The following is a 13212-nucleotide window of genomic DNA, read 5'->3' as shown; positions in this document are numbered from 1 at the left end:
CCGGCCGGGCATTTTTTTGCCTGGCGTTTGTCATTGAGAAAGGCTGAATGGATTTACTGACAAGCATTGGCGTGTATGCCGTGGCGATTTCCAGCAGGACAAATGCTTACACTAAAGCAGGATTATTCGGCGCTTTGTTTTTTCCCTGAGCGCGCTAGAATGCGCGCCGAAGCGTGGAGATCGGTATGTGGCAACAGACCCTGATTACCCTGCGGGCCAGGCCCCGGGGCTTTCATCTGGTGACGGACGAGTTGCTCGCCGGCCTGCCTGAGTTGAGGGCATGTCGGGTTGGTCTGCTGCATTTATGGCTGCAACATACCTCGGCCTCGTTGACCATCAACGAGAACGCCGATCCGGCGGTACGGCGTGACTTCGAGCGTTTTTTCAACACCCTGGTGCCTCAAGGCATGGCCGGGTACGAACATGACGACGAGGGCGCGGACGACCTTCCGGCGCACTTCAAAGCCAGTTTGCTAGGCTGTCAGCTGACTTTGCCGGTAGCGGCGGGGCGCTTGGCGCTAGGCACCTGGCAAGGTGTTTATCTGGGCGAGCATCGCGATCATGGCGGTGCTCGCAAAGTCCTTGCCACCCTGCAGGGTGATCGGGCATAAGCCGCTGAGTATCAGTGGACGTTGATTTTTTTCCGGCAGCCTTCGACAGTCGGCGCAGCTGGGCTATAACTAATCTGCTTTTCGCAAGTCATGAGGTAGAACATGAGCGACGATGATCTGGAAAACGACGACCTCGAAGTAGGTGACGAAGACGAAACCGAAGAAGGTCTTGAAGCGGCCGCCGACGATGTGGCGGAAGACGACGGCAGTGATGTTCCTGCTCCGACCGCCAAAGGCAAGGCCAAGGCCGCCGTCTCGGTAGACGAGCTGCCGAGTGTCGAAGCCAAGAACAAGGAGCGTGATGCACTGGCGCGTGCCATGGAAGAGTTCCTGGCCCGTGGCGGCAAAGTGCAGGAAGTCGAGGCCAATGTGGTCGCCGATCCGCCCAAGAAGCCTGATAACAAGTACGGCAGCCGGCCTATCTGAGCCTTGTTACTTGCTTGCTGAAAAAGCCCGCCGTCGCTGCGGGCTTTTTCATGGGCGCGTGCCGGGTAAATGGCGCCGCGTGGCGGCGATCGCGAGCAAGCTCGCTCCTACAGAACGAGCCGCATCAGCTGCCGCTGTGCCAGCGACCCAGCAGTGCTGGCAGTTCTTTGAGGCTGCGAATCTCGGCATCAGGGGCGCGCTCGGCTTCCCAGGCCTTGCCCGCAGGATTGAACCAGATGGCCCGCAGGCCCGCCTGCTGGGCGCCGGCAATGTCGTCGCCCGGGTGATCGCCGATATGCACGGCGGTTTCGGCCGTTGCGCCACCGCGTTGCAGGGCTTCATGGAACAGCCGGGCATCCGGCTTGGCGACCCCGATGTCTTCGGCGCACAGGGCGAACTTGAAGTAGTCCGCCAGACCCAGGCGACGCACGTCGGCATTGCCGTTGGTGACGACCCCTAGGGCGAAATGATTGGCCAGGGCCTCCAGGGTCGGCTGAACCTCGGGGAAGATGTCCAGCTGATGCCTGGCATGCAGGAACACTTCGAAGCTCTGGTCGGCTAGCTGGCTGGCTTGGCTGTGCTCATACCCGGCCTCTTGCAGGGCATGGAACAGCACCCGGCGGCGCAGGGCGCTGATCCGGTACTTGAGCGTCGGCTCGTCCTGCAGCACCCGTTCGCGAATGGCCCACAGATGCTCCACCGGCACGCCGCCGAGATTCGGTGCGTGCTCGGTCAACCACTGGCGCAGGGTGGCTTCGGCGCTGACGATCACCGGCGCGGTATCCCACAGGGTGTCGTCGAGGTCGAAGGTGATCAGCTTGATGGTCATTACTCACCGCCTTTGTTGCGTTTGGCCCGTGGATGGGCGCTGTCGTAGACCGCTGCCAGGTGCTGGAAGTCCAGGTGGGTATAGATCTGTGTGGTCTTGATGTCCGAATGCCCCAGCAACTCTTGCACGGCTCGCAGGTCCTGGGAGGACTCCAGCAAATGGCTGGCAAAGGAATGGCGCAGCATGTGCGGGTGCAGGTTCTGTCCCAGTTCCCGCTCGCCGGCGGCCTTGACCCGCAACTGAATGGCTCGTGGCCCCAGGCGGCGCCCCTTCTGGCTGACGAACAGGGCGCCGTCCGGCGGGTTGCTCAGGGCTCGCAGCGGCAGCCACAGCGTCAGGGCTTCCCGGGCCTTCTTGCCCACCGGCAGCACACGGGTCTTGCTGCCTTTGCCCAGCACCTGCACCAGGCCGTCTGCCAGATCGAGCTGTTCGAGGTTCAGGCTGGTCAGCTCGGAGAGACGCAAGCCGCAGGAGTAGAACAGTTCCAGGATCGCCTGGTCGCGATGGGCCAGGAAGTCGTCTTCTACCGCGCCGTCGAGCAGTTGCAGGGCGCGATCGGTATCCAGGGTCTTGGGCAGGCGACGTTCGCCCTTGGGCGGTGCCAGGCCGTTGGCCGGGTCGTGATCGCACAGCCCTTCGCGGTTCAGGTAGTGATAGAGCCCGCGCACGGCGGACAGAAGGCGTGCCAGGCTGCGTGATGACTGACCTTGCTGGTGCAGGCGGGCAATCATGCTGCGCAAGCCCTGGATATCCAGGTCGGTCCAGCTGCGCACCTGCTGCTTTTCACAGAATCCCAACACCTTGTCGAGATCGCGCCGGTAGGCCAGCAGGGTATGGGGCGACACCTGGCGCTCACTGCGCAGGTGTGCGCAGTAGGCATCCAGTTGCTGCTGCATGGTCAGCGTACCGAGCGCAGCGAGTGGGTGAAGCGCGGCAGCACGCGGCCGGTGACTTCAGCAATGTAATTGAGGAACAGGGTGCCCACCGAGCTCTTGTAGTGCTGCGGGTCACGGCTGGCGATGGCCAGTACACCGTGCATGCCCTGGTGCGCCAGGGCGACTACCGCAGTGGAGCCGATCTGCTTGCGCTGTTCTTCGCCGAAGAGAAAGTCCAGTTCGTGCTCGCGCAGGCTGCCACTGACACTCTTGCCTTCTGAAAGCAGGCCGCCGATGGCGCCCTGGGCTTCGGCGGCGGAGACCCAGCGGCCTACCGGCATGGGGCTGTCGCTGAACAGAATCAGGCTGACGAAGGGCACCTGGAAATCCTGGCGCAGGCTGTCTTCGACACTCATCACCACCTCTTCCAGGCTGGTGGCGTCCATCAGGGCCAGGATCAGGCGTCGGGTCTTGTCGAACAGCCGGTCGTTGTCCCGGGCCACGTCCATCAATTGCGACAGGCGATGGCGCATCTCGATGTTGCGCTCGCGCAGGATCTTCATCTGCCGCTCCACCAGCGATACGGTGTCGCCGCGCTGGTGCGGAATGCGCAAGGCCGGGAGCAACTCGTCGTGCTCGACGAAGAAGTCCGGATGGGCCTCCAGGTACGCGGCGACGGCGGCTGCGTCCAGGTCGGCAGAAGGCGTTGGGTCGGGCTTTGCGGCGGGAGCCTGCGGCTGATCAGTCATGGATTTCGCTCACTTAAAGACGCACCTGTCCTTCGTATACGCGCACTGCCGGACCGGTCATCATCACCGGTTGGCCAGGGCCTGCCCATTCAATGGACAGGCGCCCGCCCGGCAGGTCGATCAATAGGGGCGAATCCATCCACCCCTGGCTGATCGCGGCCACTGCGGCTGCGCAGGCGCCGGTACCGCAGGCCTGGGTTTCCCCGGCGCCACGTTCCCAGACCCGCAATTGCGCGCGTTGACGGTCCAGCACCTGGAGAAAGCCGACATTGACCCGCGCCGGGAAGCGCGGGTGATGCTCGATCTTCGGCCCCAGTTCGTGTACCGGCGCGCTGTTGATGTCATCCACCTGCAACACGGCGTGAGGGTTGCCCATGGATACGGCGGCTAGCTCGACCTGCAGGCCATCGACGTCCAGCGTATAGCTGTCGGCCTGGGCCGGGGCCTGGAACGGAATGTCCGCCGGCACCAGGCGCGGAGCCCCCATGTTGACGCTGATCTGTCCGTCGTTGCGTACATCCAGTTCGATGACGCCGCTCTTGGTCTCGACGCGGATCTGACGCTTGGTGGTCAGGCGCTTGTCCAGTACGAAACGGGCGAAGCAGCGGGCGCCGTTGCCGCACTGTTCCACTTCGGAGCCGTCGGAGTTGAAGATCCGGTAGCGGAAGTCCACGTCCGGGTTGCTCGGGGCCTCGACGATCAGCAGTTGATCGAAGCCGATTCCGGTATGGCGATCACCCCATTGTTTGGCGTGCTTGGGCAAAATATGCGCGTGCTGGCTGACCAGGTCGAGAACCATGAAGTCATTGCCCAGGCCATGCATCTTGGTAAAACGCAGCAGCATGGTCTTACTCCGGCAGCAGGCTTTCGCCAGCGAATAACTCGGCTACCGTCTCGCGGCGACGCACTTCAACAGCCTGGTCACCATCGACCAGTACTTCAGCGGCACGGCCGCGGGTGTTGTAGTTCGAGCTCATGACGAAACCATAGGCACCAGCGGAATGCACCGCCAGCAGATCGCCCTCGGCCAGGGCCAGGTTGCGCTCCTTGGCGAGGAAGTCGCCGGTTTCGCAGATCGGTCCGACGATGTCGTAGGTGCGGGGTTCGGCATCCCGCGGCTGGACGGCACTGACATCCATCCAGGCCTGGTACAGCGCTGGGCGGATCAGGTCGTTCATGGCGCCGTCAACGATGGCGAAATCCTTGTGTTCGGTGTGCTTGAGGTACTCGACACGGGTCAGCAGTACACCGGCGTTGGCCACGATGAAGCGGCCCGGTTCGAACACCAGGGCCAGGTCGCGGCCATCCAGGCGTTCACGCACGGCCTTGATGTAGTCGGCGGCCAGTGGCGGCTCTTCGTCGCGATAACGCACGCCCAGACCGCCACCCAGATCGATGTGGCGCAGGTAGATGCCGCATTCTCCAAGACGATCCACCAGATCCAGCAGGCGGTCGAGGGCGTCGATGAAAGGGGCCAGGGTGGTCAGTTGCGAGCCGATGTGGCAGTCGACCCCGACGATATCCAGGTTCGGCAGCTGCGCGGCGCGGATGTACACGTCCTCGGCAGTCGCAATGTCGATGCCGAACTTGTTTTCCTTGAGCCCGGTGGAGATATACGGGTGAGTGCCGGCATCGACGTCGGGATTGACTCGCAGCGAGATTGGCGCGCGAACACCCAGTTCGGCGGCCACCAGCTGCAGGCGCTCAAGCTCTTCTGCGGACTCGACGTTGAAGCAATGGACGCCCACTTCCAGGGCTCGGCGCATGTCGTCACGGGTCTTGCCGACACCGGAAAAGACAATCTTGTCGGCTTGGCCGCCAGCCGCCAGGACGCGCTCCAGCTCGCCCCGGGAGACGATGTCGAAGCCTGCGCCCAAGCGCGCCAGGACATTCAGCACACCCAGGTTGGAGTTGGCTTTTACCGCGAAGCAGACCAGGTGCGGCATGCCGGCAAGCGCCTCGGCATAGGCCAGGTACTGGGCCTCGATGTGCGCTCGGGAGTAGACGTAGGTCGGCGTGCCGAAACGCTCGGCAATGGCGGACAGGGCTACGCCTTCCGCGAACAGCTCACCGTCGCGGTAGTTGAAAGCGTCCATGGTGAGCCCTTAGTAGGTGTCGTGCTTGTGCGACTTCGACTGCGATTTCGCCTGTTCTTCTGGGGATTTGCTGTCATCGGGCAGATACAGCGGGCCTTTCTGGCCGCAGGCGGTAACAAGGCAGGCAACCGCGACGAGCGCAGCAAGGGAAGAGATCAGGCGCTTCATGGCGAAATCCTTGAGAATGCGTAAATTGCGCCCGAGTATACCGGCCACCCGGCAGCTTGCCTATGCAGCGTAACTCCCGTCCAGCGGGCCTTTGCCAGGGGCTGCTCAGAGGCTTTGGTCGGCTTCCGACACAATGGGCGTCGCATTTATCCGCCTGTTCGGTATCCTTTGCATTCGCCGGGGAGCGTCCGTATCTTGCGGCGCTTGAGCGTGAGTAGACACTTTTTGAGGTTCCTGCAATGAGTTTGACCGAAGCCCGTTTTCACGACCTGGTGGACGCCACCCAGCAGACGCTGGAGGATATTTTCGATGAGAGCGACCTGGACATTGACCTGGAAAGCTCCGCCGGAGTGCTCACCGTCAAGTTCGACAACGGCAGCCAGGTGATCTTCAGCCGCCAGGAACCTTTGCGCCAGCTGTGGCTGGCCGCCCGCTCTGGTGGTTTCCACTTCGACTACGACGAGGAAAGCGAGCGCTGGATGTGCGACAAGAGTGAAGAGCAGCTGGGGGAGATGCTGGAACGCATTGTTCTCGAACAGGCGGATATCAAACTCGATTTCGAAGGGCTCTGAGGTCGTGACTCAGCCTGCCGTAGCCCGACCGCCCAAGCCGCTCTACAGTAATGTCAGCCCAGCGGTCAGTTCGCCGTGCATCAGTTTGTGCCGTCTCGATGAGGAGAAGGTCTGCCGCGGCTGTTTCCGCCATGTGGAGGATATTCGCGAGTGGCGTTCGGCCGATGACGAGCGGCGGCGAGTGATCTGCGCACAAGCGCTGCAGCGCAAACAGAGCGGTACAGCCGGGGGGCTTTAGGTTCGTACTGGTACGGTTTGTTTATTCAGTGTGCTGTGATAGTGTCCGACTTCGCCTCGCTACATCGAGGCCGGTGAGAACCCCGTCTTATTTGGCGGGGTTTTGCTTTTTTGTGCAGAAAAAATAGGAGTCAGCCAGGATCATGAGTACTGCACCATCCATCATCCTTACCCGCCTTGACGTGCAACGTCTGGAGCGTCTGATCGACAGCCTGGACGACTCGCTGCCAGGCGTCATTGCACTGCAAACCGAGTTGGATCGTGCCGAAACGCTGGTGGGTCACGATGAAGTACCGGCCGGTGTCGTAACCATGAACTCGCGTGTGCATTGCCGTGAGGAAAGCAGTGGCAAGGACTATCACCTGACCCTGGTTTATCCACAGGACGCCAACGCCGACGAAGGCAAGATTTCGATCCTTGCACCCGTGGGCAGCGCCTTGCTGGGCTTGCAGGTGGGTCAATACATCGACTGGCCGGCGCCGGGTGGCAAGACCCTGAAGCTGACTCTGCTGGAAGTGGAATACCAGCCGGAAGCCGCGGGCGACTACCACCTCTGATTTGCGGCTAGACCTGCTCGAGCGCGTCGTTCAGTGCGCGCTCCAGGCTGGCCTTGTAGCGCAGATACACAATGCTCGAACTTTGCATATCACCGAGCAGGCCGGACAGGTCCAGGTCGGTGATGTAGCAGCGATAGCGTTCCGGTTCACGGCGCTGTCCGACGATTTCCTGGGCCACCGCGCTGAATAGCTGGTTGCCATATTCCAGTTCGGAAAACTCCCGTTGATTGCAGTACAGCGAGACTTGCACCTGGCCAGGTGCAGCCTTGCCGATGATCGCCTGCACGTCATAAAAGGCCTTGTCTACGGGGGTCGCAGGTGCTGGTCGCGGCTCTACCCGGCGCGCCCGACCGGTGCCTGAGGGCAGTATCTGCAAGTAGAGTGTGTCCAAAGGTTTCTCGCCTTGGCTACTGTCCATCGACTGTAGCGCTTCACGGCGGTAGAGGATCGACTGCAGGAAGCGCTGCAGCGGCACCAGCAGGCTTTGTTCGTCGTGGTACGGCAGGGTCTGCTGCCACAGGGCGTTGTGCTCATCGAGGATATAGAGTTCGGCGTGCTGCTCGATGATCCGGTAGAACACCTGAATGCAGTCTGGCTGGCCCATGGGCAGGATCAGCGCCAGGTCGTGATCTTCCAGGGCCATGGGATCGAGGTGCAGGGGGCTATAGCGGGCTTGCTCCTGGCCCAGGTATTCAAGCAGTGCGGCGGGTGTCGCCATGGCCCGATGCCGAACCTGGCCGGGTACCAGTTCGAGGACGTGAAAGTGCTGCTGGACCTGGATCAGGTAGCGGTAGTTGAGCTGACTGAGCAGGAGGTGGTGCGCGGTTTCGAACAGCTCCTCCACCCGCCGAGCGATGAACTGTGCGCGGTTGTGGCAGAAGCAGCGGACCCGCAACCGTGGTTGTGAGTCGGACGGCAGGTTATTGAGGTAGTCCCGCAGGCATTCGAGCAAGGCATGTTCAGCGTCATAGCGCCCGACCATGACCTCGTTCCAGCTATTGAGGGTGACCTGATCCAGGGTCAGCACCAGGTTTTCCCGCACCCCGGCGTAGCTCAGGGAGTCGGTGCGCTCGGTGGTCATGAGAATGTTCAGGTCGCGGTGATGCTTGAGCGGGTCGACTCCGACGTTCACCAGGATCAGCACTTCGCCGGGTACGCTGGCATGCAGCAGCTGGTCTTCGTCGACGGTGGCCAATGGCAGGGCCACCGTCTGTTGCAGGCTGCCGAGCAAGTTGAACAGCTCGAACTCGCTCAGGTCGCTGCTGCCAGGGTGCAGCGCCAGGCGCGTGCTGCTATCGATCACCCCATTGCGATGGCACCAGGTCAGCAGCTCAAGCAATTCACGGCTGCGCTTGATAGGCGCGAAGTGCTCCCACTCCAGGGCGGTCAGATTGCCGTTGTACAGGCCCCAATAAGTCTGCCCTGGTTTTTTCTTGTTCGGCGATTGCACCAGGGTCAGGGTGTCTTCCGCGAGGTCCGGGGCGATACCGGGATTGATGAACTCGATTTTTCCCGCCTTGCGTTCGAATGCTGCGTACAGGCGTCGGCCCAGCACGTTCAAGTCGCGCTTATTGATCAGGCTGGCGGCCTGTTCGGTGCGGGCGAACTGGGTCAGGAAGCGGTAGCTGTAGTTGAGCTCGTTGACCAGCGCCCGGCGCTCGCTGCTGACCTGGCGCACTTTCCATTGGCTGCGACTGTCCAGCAGGGCCAGCTGGCGCTGATCCCAGCCCCATTCGCTGGCCAGGCGCTCAAGCAGTGCCCGCTGCCAGCTCGGACTGCGAGCGCCATTGCCGCTGGAAAGCTTGCGGTTGACCTTGAGGTACAGGCTGCGCCGTACCAGTTCCAGACGCTCGGGCTCGCCACGGGCCTTGAGGTATTCCTCGATGCGTCGGTAAACCACGATATAGGGGTCGAGCTCGTCCAGGTCCAGGCGGTTGGCGAACACCGCCTGCTTGAAGCGCAGGCTCAGGCACTGGACCCTGGGATGCTCACTGGCGTAGACCTCGATCAGCAGCAGCTTGAGTACTGATTTGTAGGGGGACTCGATGCCCTTGAACAGCTGCCAGAGTCCGGCTCCGATGAACTCGCCGGGCGGAATGCGTGCCATGTGGCCCAGGTCCAGGTTCTCTTCGGCGGGTACGAAGCGCTTGGAGAGCAGGGTGTGGATGTAGCGCTCGTAGCGGGACTCCTCGTACACCGGCACCAGCCACCACAACGGCGTGCGTCCGGCCAACCAGATGGCGGTGCGGTAGAACTCGTCGAGCAGCAGGTAGTGCTGGGTGGTGCCGCAATCATCCGAACTCAACTGTGTATCCCGCTCGCCGCGGACAAAACGGCTGGGGTCGATCAGGAAAAAGTGCGCCTCGGCGCCCTGGCCCGCGGCCCAGGCTTCCAGCAACTGGCATTTCTTCTGCAGTTCGGCCAGCTCGGTTTCGCTCAGGTCCGGCGCATGGCACACCCAGACATCCATGTCGCTCTGGTCCGCCTGGGCCAGGGTGCCCAGGCTGCCCATGAGAAACAGGCCGTGGATAGGTCGAGGTGGATTGCCATGACGAGGCTTGTAGGAAAAGGAGCGGGTCAGGCGCTGGGCTTCAGCCAGGGCTTGCGGGTCGGGCTCGTAGTTGGACAGTCCCGCCGGGGTAGCGCCGGAAACGTAGCCGGGCAGCAGTGGATGATTGACGTGAAAGAACAGTGGCAGCAGGTTGAGGACCAGCTGCTGGCGTGCCGACAACCCTTCCATTGCCCGAGCCATGCGTCCGGCATTGAGGGTGAGAAAACGCGCGCGCAGTTGACTGAGAACCTTGCGATCGATTCCTTCATCCAGATCGGGACGGATTTCATGGGTATGGGGCATTTCAAGCTGAGCTCGAACGTGGCGGTTTGAGGACGGCAGCAGTTTATCGTCAGACAAGACCGAGCCTTAAGCTGATTTTGTTTTTTGACGCCAGATTTCTAGCGTATTGGCGGGAGGGTGCCTACGGAATCCGACAGACGGGAACCCCGCAGGCCGAGGAACGGTGTTCAGGCGGTTTCTTTGACGCTCAGGATGGTCAGCAGGCCTTGGGCATGTTCAGCAGCATCCCGGCCAAGGCTGGTCAGGTAGCCCCCATCGGGCTGGGTAATCAGTTCTTTGTCAAACAGGCGTTGGGCGGCGGCGATGGCAGAAGGGGCGGCGGTCTGATGGATTTTCAGGCCTTCCTGGGAGTTGTCCAGGTTGAAGAGTGCAAGGATTTCCAGTTCGGCAACCAACTCAGGGGTATACGACATAAGGACTCCAGACTTTCTAGGAATGAGAGGTCAGCGTTCTTAAGGTGACCGCAGAACGGCGGCGTGTCCAGCATTCGCTGAGGACTTTTGTACCTGGGGGCAGCGGTCTTTGGCCGCAGGGTGCCTGCAGTGTAGTCAGGTCGGGAGTGGCGTGCCGGAGCGTTGCTGCGGGCAGCGCTCCGGTGGTAGCGGCTTACTGCTTCTCTGGAGGCAATTCCGGCAGGGCGCGCAGCGCGGCTTCGTACCATTGGGTATCGAAGGCGCGGTCTTCCTCGAGGATCGCATCGATCTCGACAGCCAGGACGTGGGCCATCAGGTTGAGGATTTCTTCCCGCTCGTAACCCACCAGAGTCAGCTTATTGAAGGTGGCCTTGGCTGCTGGCGGATTGTCGCTTTCGATCTGGTTCTCGATCGCTTCGATCAGGGTGTTTTCGGCGAACTCTTCTTCGTCGTTGTCGATATCGGTTGGCTCGCTCATGGCAGGCTCCTCAAGGAAAGGTCGCCAGTTTACTCGTATTCAGAGGCTGGATGCTGCTGGTCAGAAGTGGATTAACCTTCTATAAAAAGTCCTGCCGACCCCCTGCACGGCCTGGAGGCTATGGGATGTTCAAGCTTTATGGCTTCGCCATCAGCAACTACTACAACATGGTCAAACTGGCCCTGCTGGAAAAGGGCCTGCCCTTCGAGGAGGTGTTGTTCTACGCCGGCCAGAGCCCCGAGGCGCTGGCCATCAGTCCCCGGGGCAAGGTTCCGGTGCTGGAAGTGGAGCAGGGCTTTATCAGTGAAACCAGCGTGATTCTCGATTACCTGGAGCAGGTCCATCCCGAGCCGGCGCTGCTCCCGGGAGATGCCTTCGAGAGGGCACAGGTGCTGGCACTGGCCAAGGAGATCGAACTCTATATCGAGCTGCCGGCCCGAGCCTGTTTCCCCGAAGTGTTCTTCGGTGCAACGCTGCCCGAGGCGATCAAGGAAAAGGCTGGAGTCGAATTGCTGCAGGGGTTTGCCGCATTGCGCCGGCATGCCCGGTTCGCGCCGTATGTGGCGGGTACCAGCCTGAGCGTGGCGGACCTGTATTTTCAGTACAGCGTGAACCTGGCCCTGGTCGTTGGGGACAAGCTGTTCGGGATCGATTTTCTGGCCGATATGCCAGAGGCCAGGGCCCTGTTGGAGCGTCTGGAGCAGACGCCCAACGCCAGGCGGATTGCCGCTGACAAGGCTGCGCTCATTACCGCCAGGCGATCGGGGCGCTAGCGCAGCCAGCTTGCAAGGACCGGCAGAGGGTTGCCGGCCCCTGCGGGCAGGGTGCTTAGCGGCTGGCCAGCAACGCCTGGCCGCGAGCCACAGCAGCCCGGACCTGAGCTGGAGCGGTGCCGCCGATGTGGTTACGGGCATTTACCGAACCTTCCAGGGTCAGCACGGCAAACACATCCTGCTCGATCTGGTCGCTGAATTTGCGCAGTTCTTCCAGGCTCATTTCTGCCAGGTCCTTGCCAGTCTCCACACCGTACTTCACGGCATGGCCGACGATTTCGTGGCAGTCACGGAACGGCAGGCCACGGCGCACCAGGTAGTCCGCCAGGTCGGTGGCGGTGGAGAAGCCGCGCAGGGCCGCTTCACGCATGATGGCGTGCTTGGGCTTGATGGCCGGGATCATGTCGGCGAAGGCCCGCAGTGAGTCGCGCAGAGTGTCGGCAGCGTCGAACAGCGGTTCCTTGTCTTCCTGGTTGTCTTTGTTGTACGCCAGGGGCTGGCCCTTCATCAGGGTCAGCAGGCCCATCAGTGCGCCGAACACTCGGCCGCTCTTGCCCCGTACCAGCTCCGGCACGTCGGGGTTTTTCTTTTGCGGCATGATCGAGCTGCCGGTGCAGAAGCGGTCCGGCAGATCGATGAACTGGAACTGCGCGCTGGTCCACAGCACCAGCTCTTCGGAGAAGCGCGACAGGTGCATCATTGCCACGCTGGCGGCGGCGCAGAATTCGATGGCGAAGTCACGGTCGGAGACGCTGTCCAGGGAGTTGCCGCCCACGGCTTCGAAGCCCAGCAGCTGGCAGGTCAGCTCGCGGTCGATGGGGTAGGTGGTGCCGGCCAGCGCAGCGCTGCCCAGGGGCATGCGGTTGGTGCGCTTGCGGCAGTCCACCAGGCGCTCGTAGTCGCGGCTGAGCATTTCGAACCAGGCCAGCATGTGGTGCCCGAAGGTCACGGGCTGGGCGGTCTGCAGGTGAGTGAAGCCCGGCATGATGCTTTCGGCTTCGCGCTCGGCCAGTTCCAGCAGGCCTTTTTGCAGGCGGGTGATCTCGGCCAGGATCAGGTCGATTTCGTCCCGCAGCCACAGGCGGATGTCGGTGGCCACCTGATCATTGCGGCTGCGTCCGGTGTGCAGCTTCTTGCCGGTGATGCCGATGCGGTCGGTCAGGCGCGCTTCGATGTTCATGTGCACGTCTTCAAGGTCCACGCGCCAGTCGAAGCTGCCGGCCTCGATCTCGCCCTGGATGGTCTTCAGGCCGTCGATGATGCTGTCACGCTCGGCGTCAGTGAGCACGCCAACCTTGGCCAGCATGGTGGCATGAGCGATGGAGCCCATGATGTCGTGGCGATACAGGCGCTGGTCGAAAGTGACAGAGGCGGTGAAGCGGGCGACGAAGGCGTCGACGGGTTCACTGAAGCGGCCGCCCCAGGACTGATTGGTCTTGTCAGTGCTCATGAATTCGCTCGTGATCTGCTGAAGGAAGATGGCGTAAAAAACAGGCGCCGATAATAACAGGGTTGCCTGGGCTGTCGCTGGCACTGGTCGGCAGCTTTTTTCTCCGGGCCTGTGCTGCGTGGCT

General features: G+C 61.9%; 16 protein-coding genes. 6 read left to right on the top strand and 10 right to left on the bottom strand.

What is annotated here, in order from left to right; genetic code table 11:
• The first annotated feature begins 185 nt into the window (after window positions 1-185).
• Together WIN67_RS29890 and sutA are read left to right on the top strand one after the other, a co-directional pair.
• A complete protein-coding gene (locus tag WIN67_RS29890; protein ID WP_102862235.1) occupies window positions 186-611 on the top strand; it encodes a secondary thiamine-phosphate synthase enzyme YjbQ in 426 nt (141 codons plus the stop codon).
• Between the two features lie 102 nt (window positions 612-713).
• Window positions 714-1037 (top strand): transcriptional regulator SutA, encoded by a 324-nt coding sequence (gene sutA, locus WIN67_RS29885; protein WP_007926654.1) that lies wholly within the window; start codon window positions 714-716, stop codon window positions 1035-1037.
• Between the two features lie 124 nt (window positions 1038-1161).
• Here sutA and WIN67_RS29880 read toward each other — a convergent pair whose 3' ends face one another.
• The 6 genes from WIN67_RS29880 to lptM are packed head-to-tail and all read right to left on the bottom strand — an operon-like array spanning window position 1162 to window position 5754.
• Window positions 1162-1866 (bottom strand): HAD family hydrolase, encoded by a 705-nt coding sequence (locus tag WIN67_RS29880; protein ID WP_268561852.1) that lies wholly within the window; start codon window positions 1864-1866, stop codon window positions 1162-1164.
• Window positions 1866-2762 carry a tyrosine recombinase XerC gene (gene xerC, locus WIN67_RS29875; protein ID WP_110594241.1) on the bottom strand — a complete coding sequence of 299 codons (897 nt, stop codon included), beginning with the start codon at window positions 2760-2762 and terminating at the stop codon, window positions 1866-1868. The genes WIN67_RS29880 and xerC overlap by 1 nt, the downstream gene beginning before the upstream one ends.
• Window positions 2763-2764: 2 nt before the next feature.
• Window positions 2765-3490 carry a DUF484 family protein gene (locus WIN67_RS29870; RefSeq protein ID WP_102881265.1) on the bottom strand — a complete coding sequence of 242 codons (726 nt, stop codon included), beginning with the start codon at window positions 3488-3490 and terminating at the stop codon, window positions 2765-2767.
• Window positions 3491-3503: 13 nt separating this feature from the next.
• Entirely contained in the window at window positions 3504-4334 is an 831-nt protein-coding gene (gene dapF / locus WIN67_RS29865; protein ID WP_253084082.1) for a diaminopimelate epimerase, read from the bottom strand.
• Between the two features lie 4 nt (window positions 4335-4338).
• Window positions 4339-5586, bottom strand: coding sequence for a diaminopimelate decarboxylase (gene lysA / locus WIN67_RS29860; protein ID WP_102862230.1), 1248 nt, complete (start codon window positions 5584-5586; stop codon window positions 4339-4341).
• 9 nt (window positions 5587-5595) lie between these two features.
• On the bottom strand, window positions 5596-5754 hold the full coding sequence (lptM, locus tag WIN67_RS29855) for an LPS translocon maturation chaperone LptM (RefSeq protein WP_082729310.1): 159 nt from the start codon (window positions 5752-5754) through the stop codon (window positions 5596-5598).
• A 239-nt stretch (window positions 5755-5993) separates the two neighbouring features.
• Between lptM and cyaY the strand changes: the two genes are divergently transcribed.
• From cyaY to rnk, 3 genes are all read left to right on the top strand, one after another.
• Window positions 5994-6326 (top strand): iron donor protein CyaY, encoded by a 333-nt coding sequence (cyaY, locus tag WIN67_RS29850; protein WP_102862229.1) that lies wholly within the window; start codon window positions 5994-5996, stop codon window positions 6324-6326.
• Between the two features lie 4 nt (window positions 6327-6330).
• Window positions 6331-6564 (top strand): DUF1289 domain-containing protein, encoded by a 234-nt coding sequence (locus WIN67_RS29845; protein WP_339070406.1) that lies wholly within the window; start codon window positions 6331-6333, stop codon window positions 6562-6564.
• 142 nt (window positions 6565-6706) lie between these two features.
• Window positions 6707-7120 carry a nucleoside diphosphate kinase regulator gene (rnk, locus tag WIN67_RS29840; protein ID WP_011064182.1) on the top strand — a complete coding sequence of 138 codons (414 nt, stop codon included), beginning with the start codon at window positions 6707-6709 and terminating at the stop codon, window positions 7118-7120.
• 7 nt (window positions 7121-7127) lie between these two features.
• Here rnk and WIN67_RS29835 read toward each other — a convergent pair whose 3' ends face one another.
• The 3 genes from WIN67_RS29835 to WIN67_RS29825 all read right to left on the bottom strand — a co-directional run bounded on the left by WIN67_RS29835 (window position 7128) and on the right by WIN67_RS29825 (window position 10865).
• Window positions 7128-9974: a class I adenylate cyclase gene (locus WIN67_RS29835; RefSeq protein WP_339070405.1), complete on the bottom strand. Its 2847-nt coding sequence runs from the start codon at window positions 9972-9974 to the stop codon at window positions 7128-7130.
• Window positions 9975-10141: 167 nt separating this feature from the next.
• Window positions 10142-10387: a TIGR02647 family protein gene (locus tag WIN67_RS29830; RefSeq protein ID WP_025130885.1), complete on the bottom strand. Its 246-nt coding sequence runs from the start codon at window positions 10385-10387 to the stop codon at window positions 10142-10144.
• A 193-nt stretch (window positions 10388-10580) separates the two neighbouring features.
• Window positions 10581-10865, bottom strand: coding sequence for a hypothetical protein (locus tag WIN67_RS29825; protein ID WP_102862226.1), 285 nt, complete (start codon window positions 10863-10865; stop codon window positions 10581-10583).
• Window positions 10866-10990: 125 nt separating this feature from the next.
• On the opposite strand from WIN67_RS29825, the gene WIN67_RS29820 reads away from it, so the two are divergent.
• On the top strand, window positions 10991-11638 hold the full coding sequence (locus WIN67_RS29820) for a glutathione S-transferase (protein ID WP_102862225.1): 648 nt from the start codon (window positions 10991-10993) through the stop codon (window positions 11636-11638).
• A gap of 55 nt (window positions 11639-11693) precedes the next feature.
• On the opposite strand, the gene argH is transcribed toward WIN67_RS29820, so the two are convergent.
• Window positions 11694-13088, bottom strand: a complete 1395-nt coding sequence (argH, locus tag WIN67_RS29815; protein WP_102862224.1) for an argininosuccinate lyase — start codon at window positions 13086-13088, stop codon at window positions 11694-11696.
• Window positions 13089-13212: the final 124 nt, after the last annotated feature.

Origin of the sequence: Pseudomonas idahonensis (genome assembly GCF_037903935.1) — a bacterium.
Lineage (GTDB): Bacteria > Pseudomonadota > Gammaproteobacteria > Pseudomonadales > Pseudomonadaceae > Aquipseudomonas > Aquipseudomonas danubii.
The sequence above is the reverse complement of the archived record's forward strand: the minus strand, read 5'-3'. Positions and strand labels throughout refer to the sequence as shown.

Excerpts from the sequence above, each read along its gene's own strand:
- WIN67_RS29890 (WP_102862235.1), top strand. The coding sequence starts at position 186 with ATGTGGCAACAGACCCTGATTACCCTGCGGGCCAGGCCCCGGGGCTTT.
- sutA (WP_007926654.1), top strand. The coding sequence starts at position 714 with ATGAGCGACGATGATCTGGAAAACGACGACCTCGAAGTAGGTGACGAA.
- WIN67_RS29880 (WP_268561852.1), bottom strand. The coding sequence starts at position 1,866 with ATGACCATCAAGCTGATCACCTTCGACCTCGACGACACCCTGTGGGAT.
- xerC (WP_110594241.1), bottom strand. The coding sequence starts at position 2,762 with ATGCAGCAGCAACTGGATGCCTACTGCGCACACCTGCGCAGTGAGCGC.
- WIN67_RS29870 (WP_102881265.1), bottom strand. The coding sequence starts at position 3,490 with ATGACTGATCAGCCGCAGGCTCCCGCCGCAAAGCCCGACCCAACGCCT.
- dapF (WP_253084082.1), bottom strand. The coding sequence starts at position 4,334 with ATGCTGCTGCGTTTTACCAAGATGCATGGCCTGGGCAATGACTTCATG.
- lysA (WP_102862230.1), bottom strand. The coding sequence starts at position 5,586 with ATGGACGCTTTCAACTACCGCGACGGTGAGCTGTTCGCGGAAGGCGTA.
- lptM (WP_082729310.1), bottom strand. The coding sequence starts at position 5,754 with ATGAAGCGCCTGATCTCTTCCCTTGCTGCGCTCGTCGCGGTTGCCTGC.
- cyaY (WP_102862229.1), top strand. The coding sequence starts at position 5,994 with ATGAGTTTGACCGAAGCCCGTTTTCACGACCTGGTGGACGCCACCCAG.
- rnk (WP_011064182.1), top strand. The coding sequence starts at position 6,707 with ATGAGTACTGCACCATCCATCATCCTTACCCGCCTTGACGTGCAACGT.
- WIN67_RS29835 (WP_339070405.1), bottom strand. The coding sequence starts at position 9,974 with ATGCCCCATACCCATGAAATCCGTCCCGATCTGGATGAAGGAATCGAT.
- WIN67_RS29830 (WP_025130885.1), bottom strand. The coding sequence starts at position 10,387 with ATGTCGTATACCCCTGAGTTGGTTGCCGAACTGGAAATCCTTGCACTC.
- WIN67_RS29825 (WP_102862226.1), bottom strand. The coding sequence starts at position 10,865 with ATGAGCGAGCCAACCGATATCGACAACGACGAAGAAGAGTTCGCCGAA.
- WIN67_RS29820 (WP_102862225.1), top strand. The coding sequence starts at position 10,991 with ATGTTCAAGCTTTATGGCTTCGCCATCAGCAACTACTACAACATGGTC.
- argH (WP_102862224.1), bottom strand. The coding sequence starts at position 13,088 with ATGAGCACTGACAAGACCAATCAGTCCTGGGGCGGCCGCTTCAGTGAA.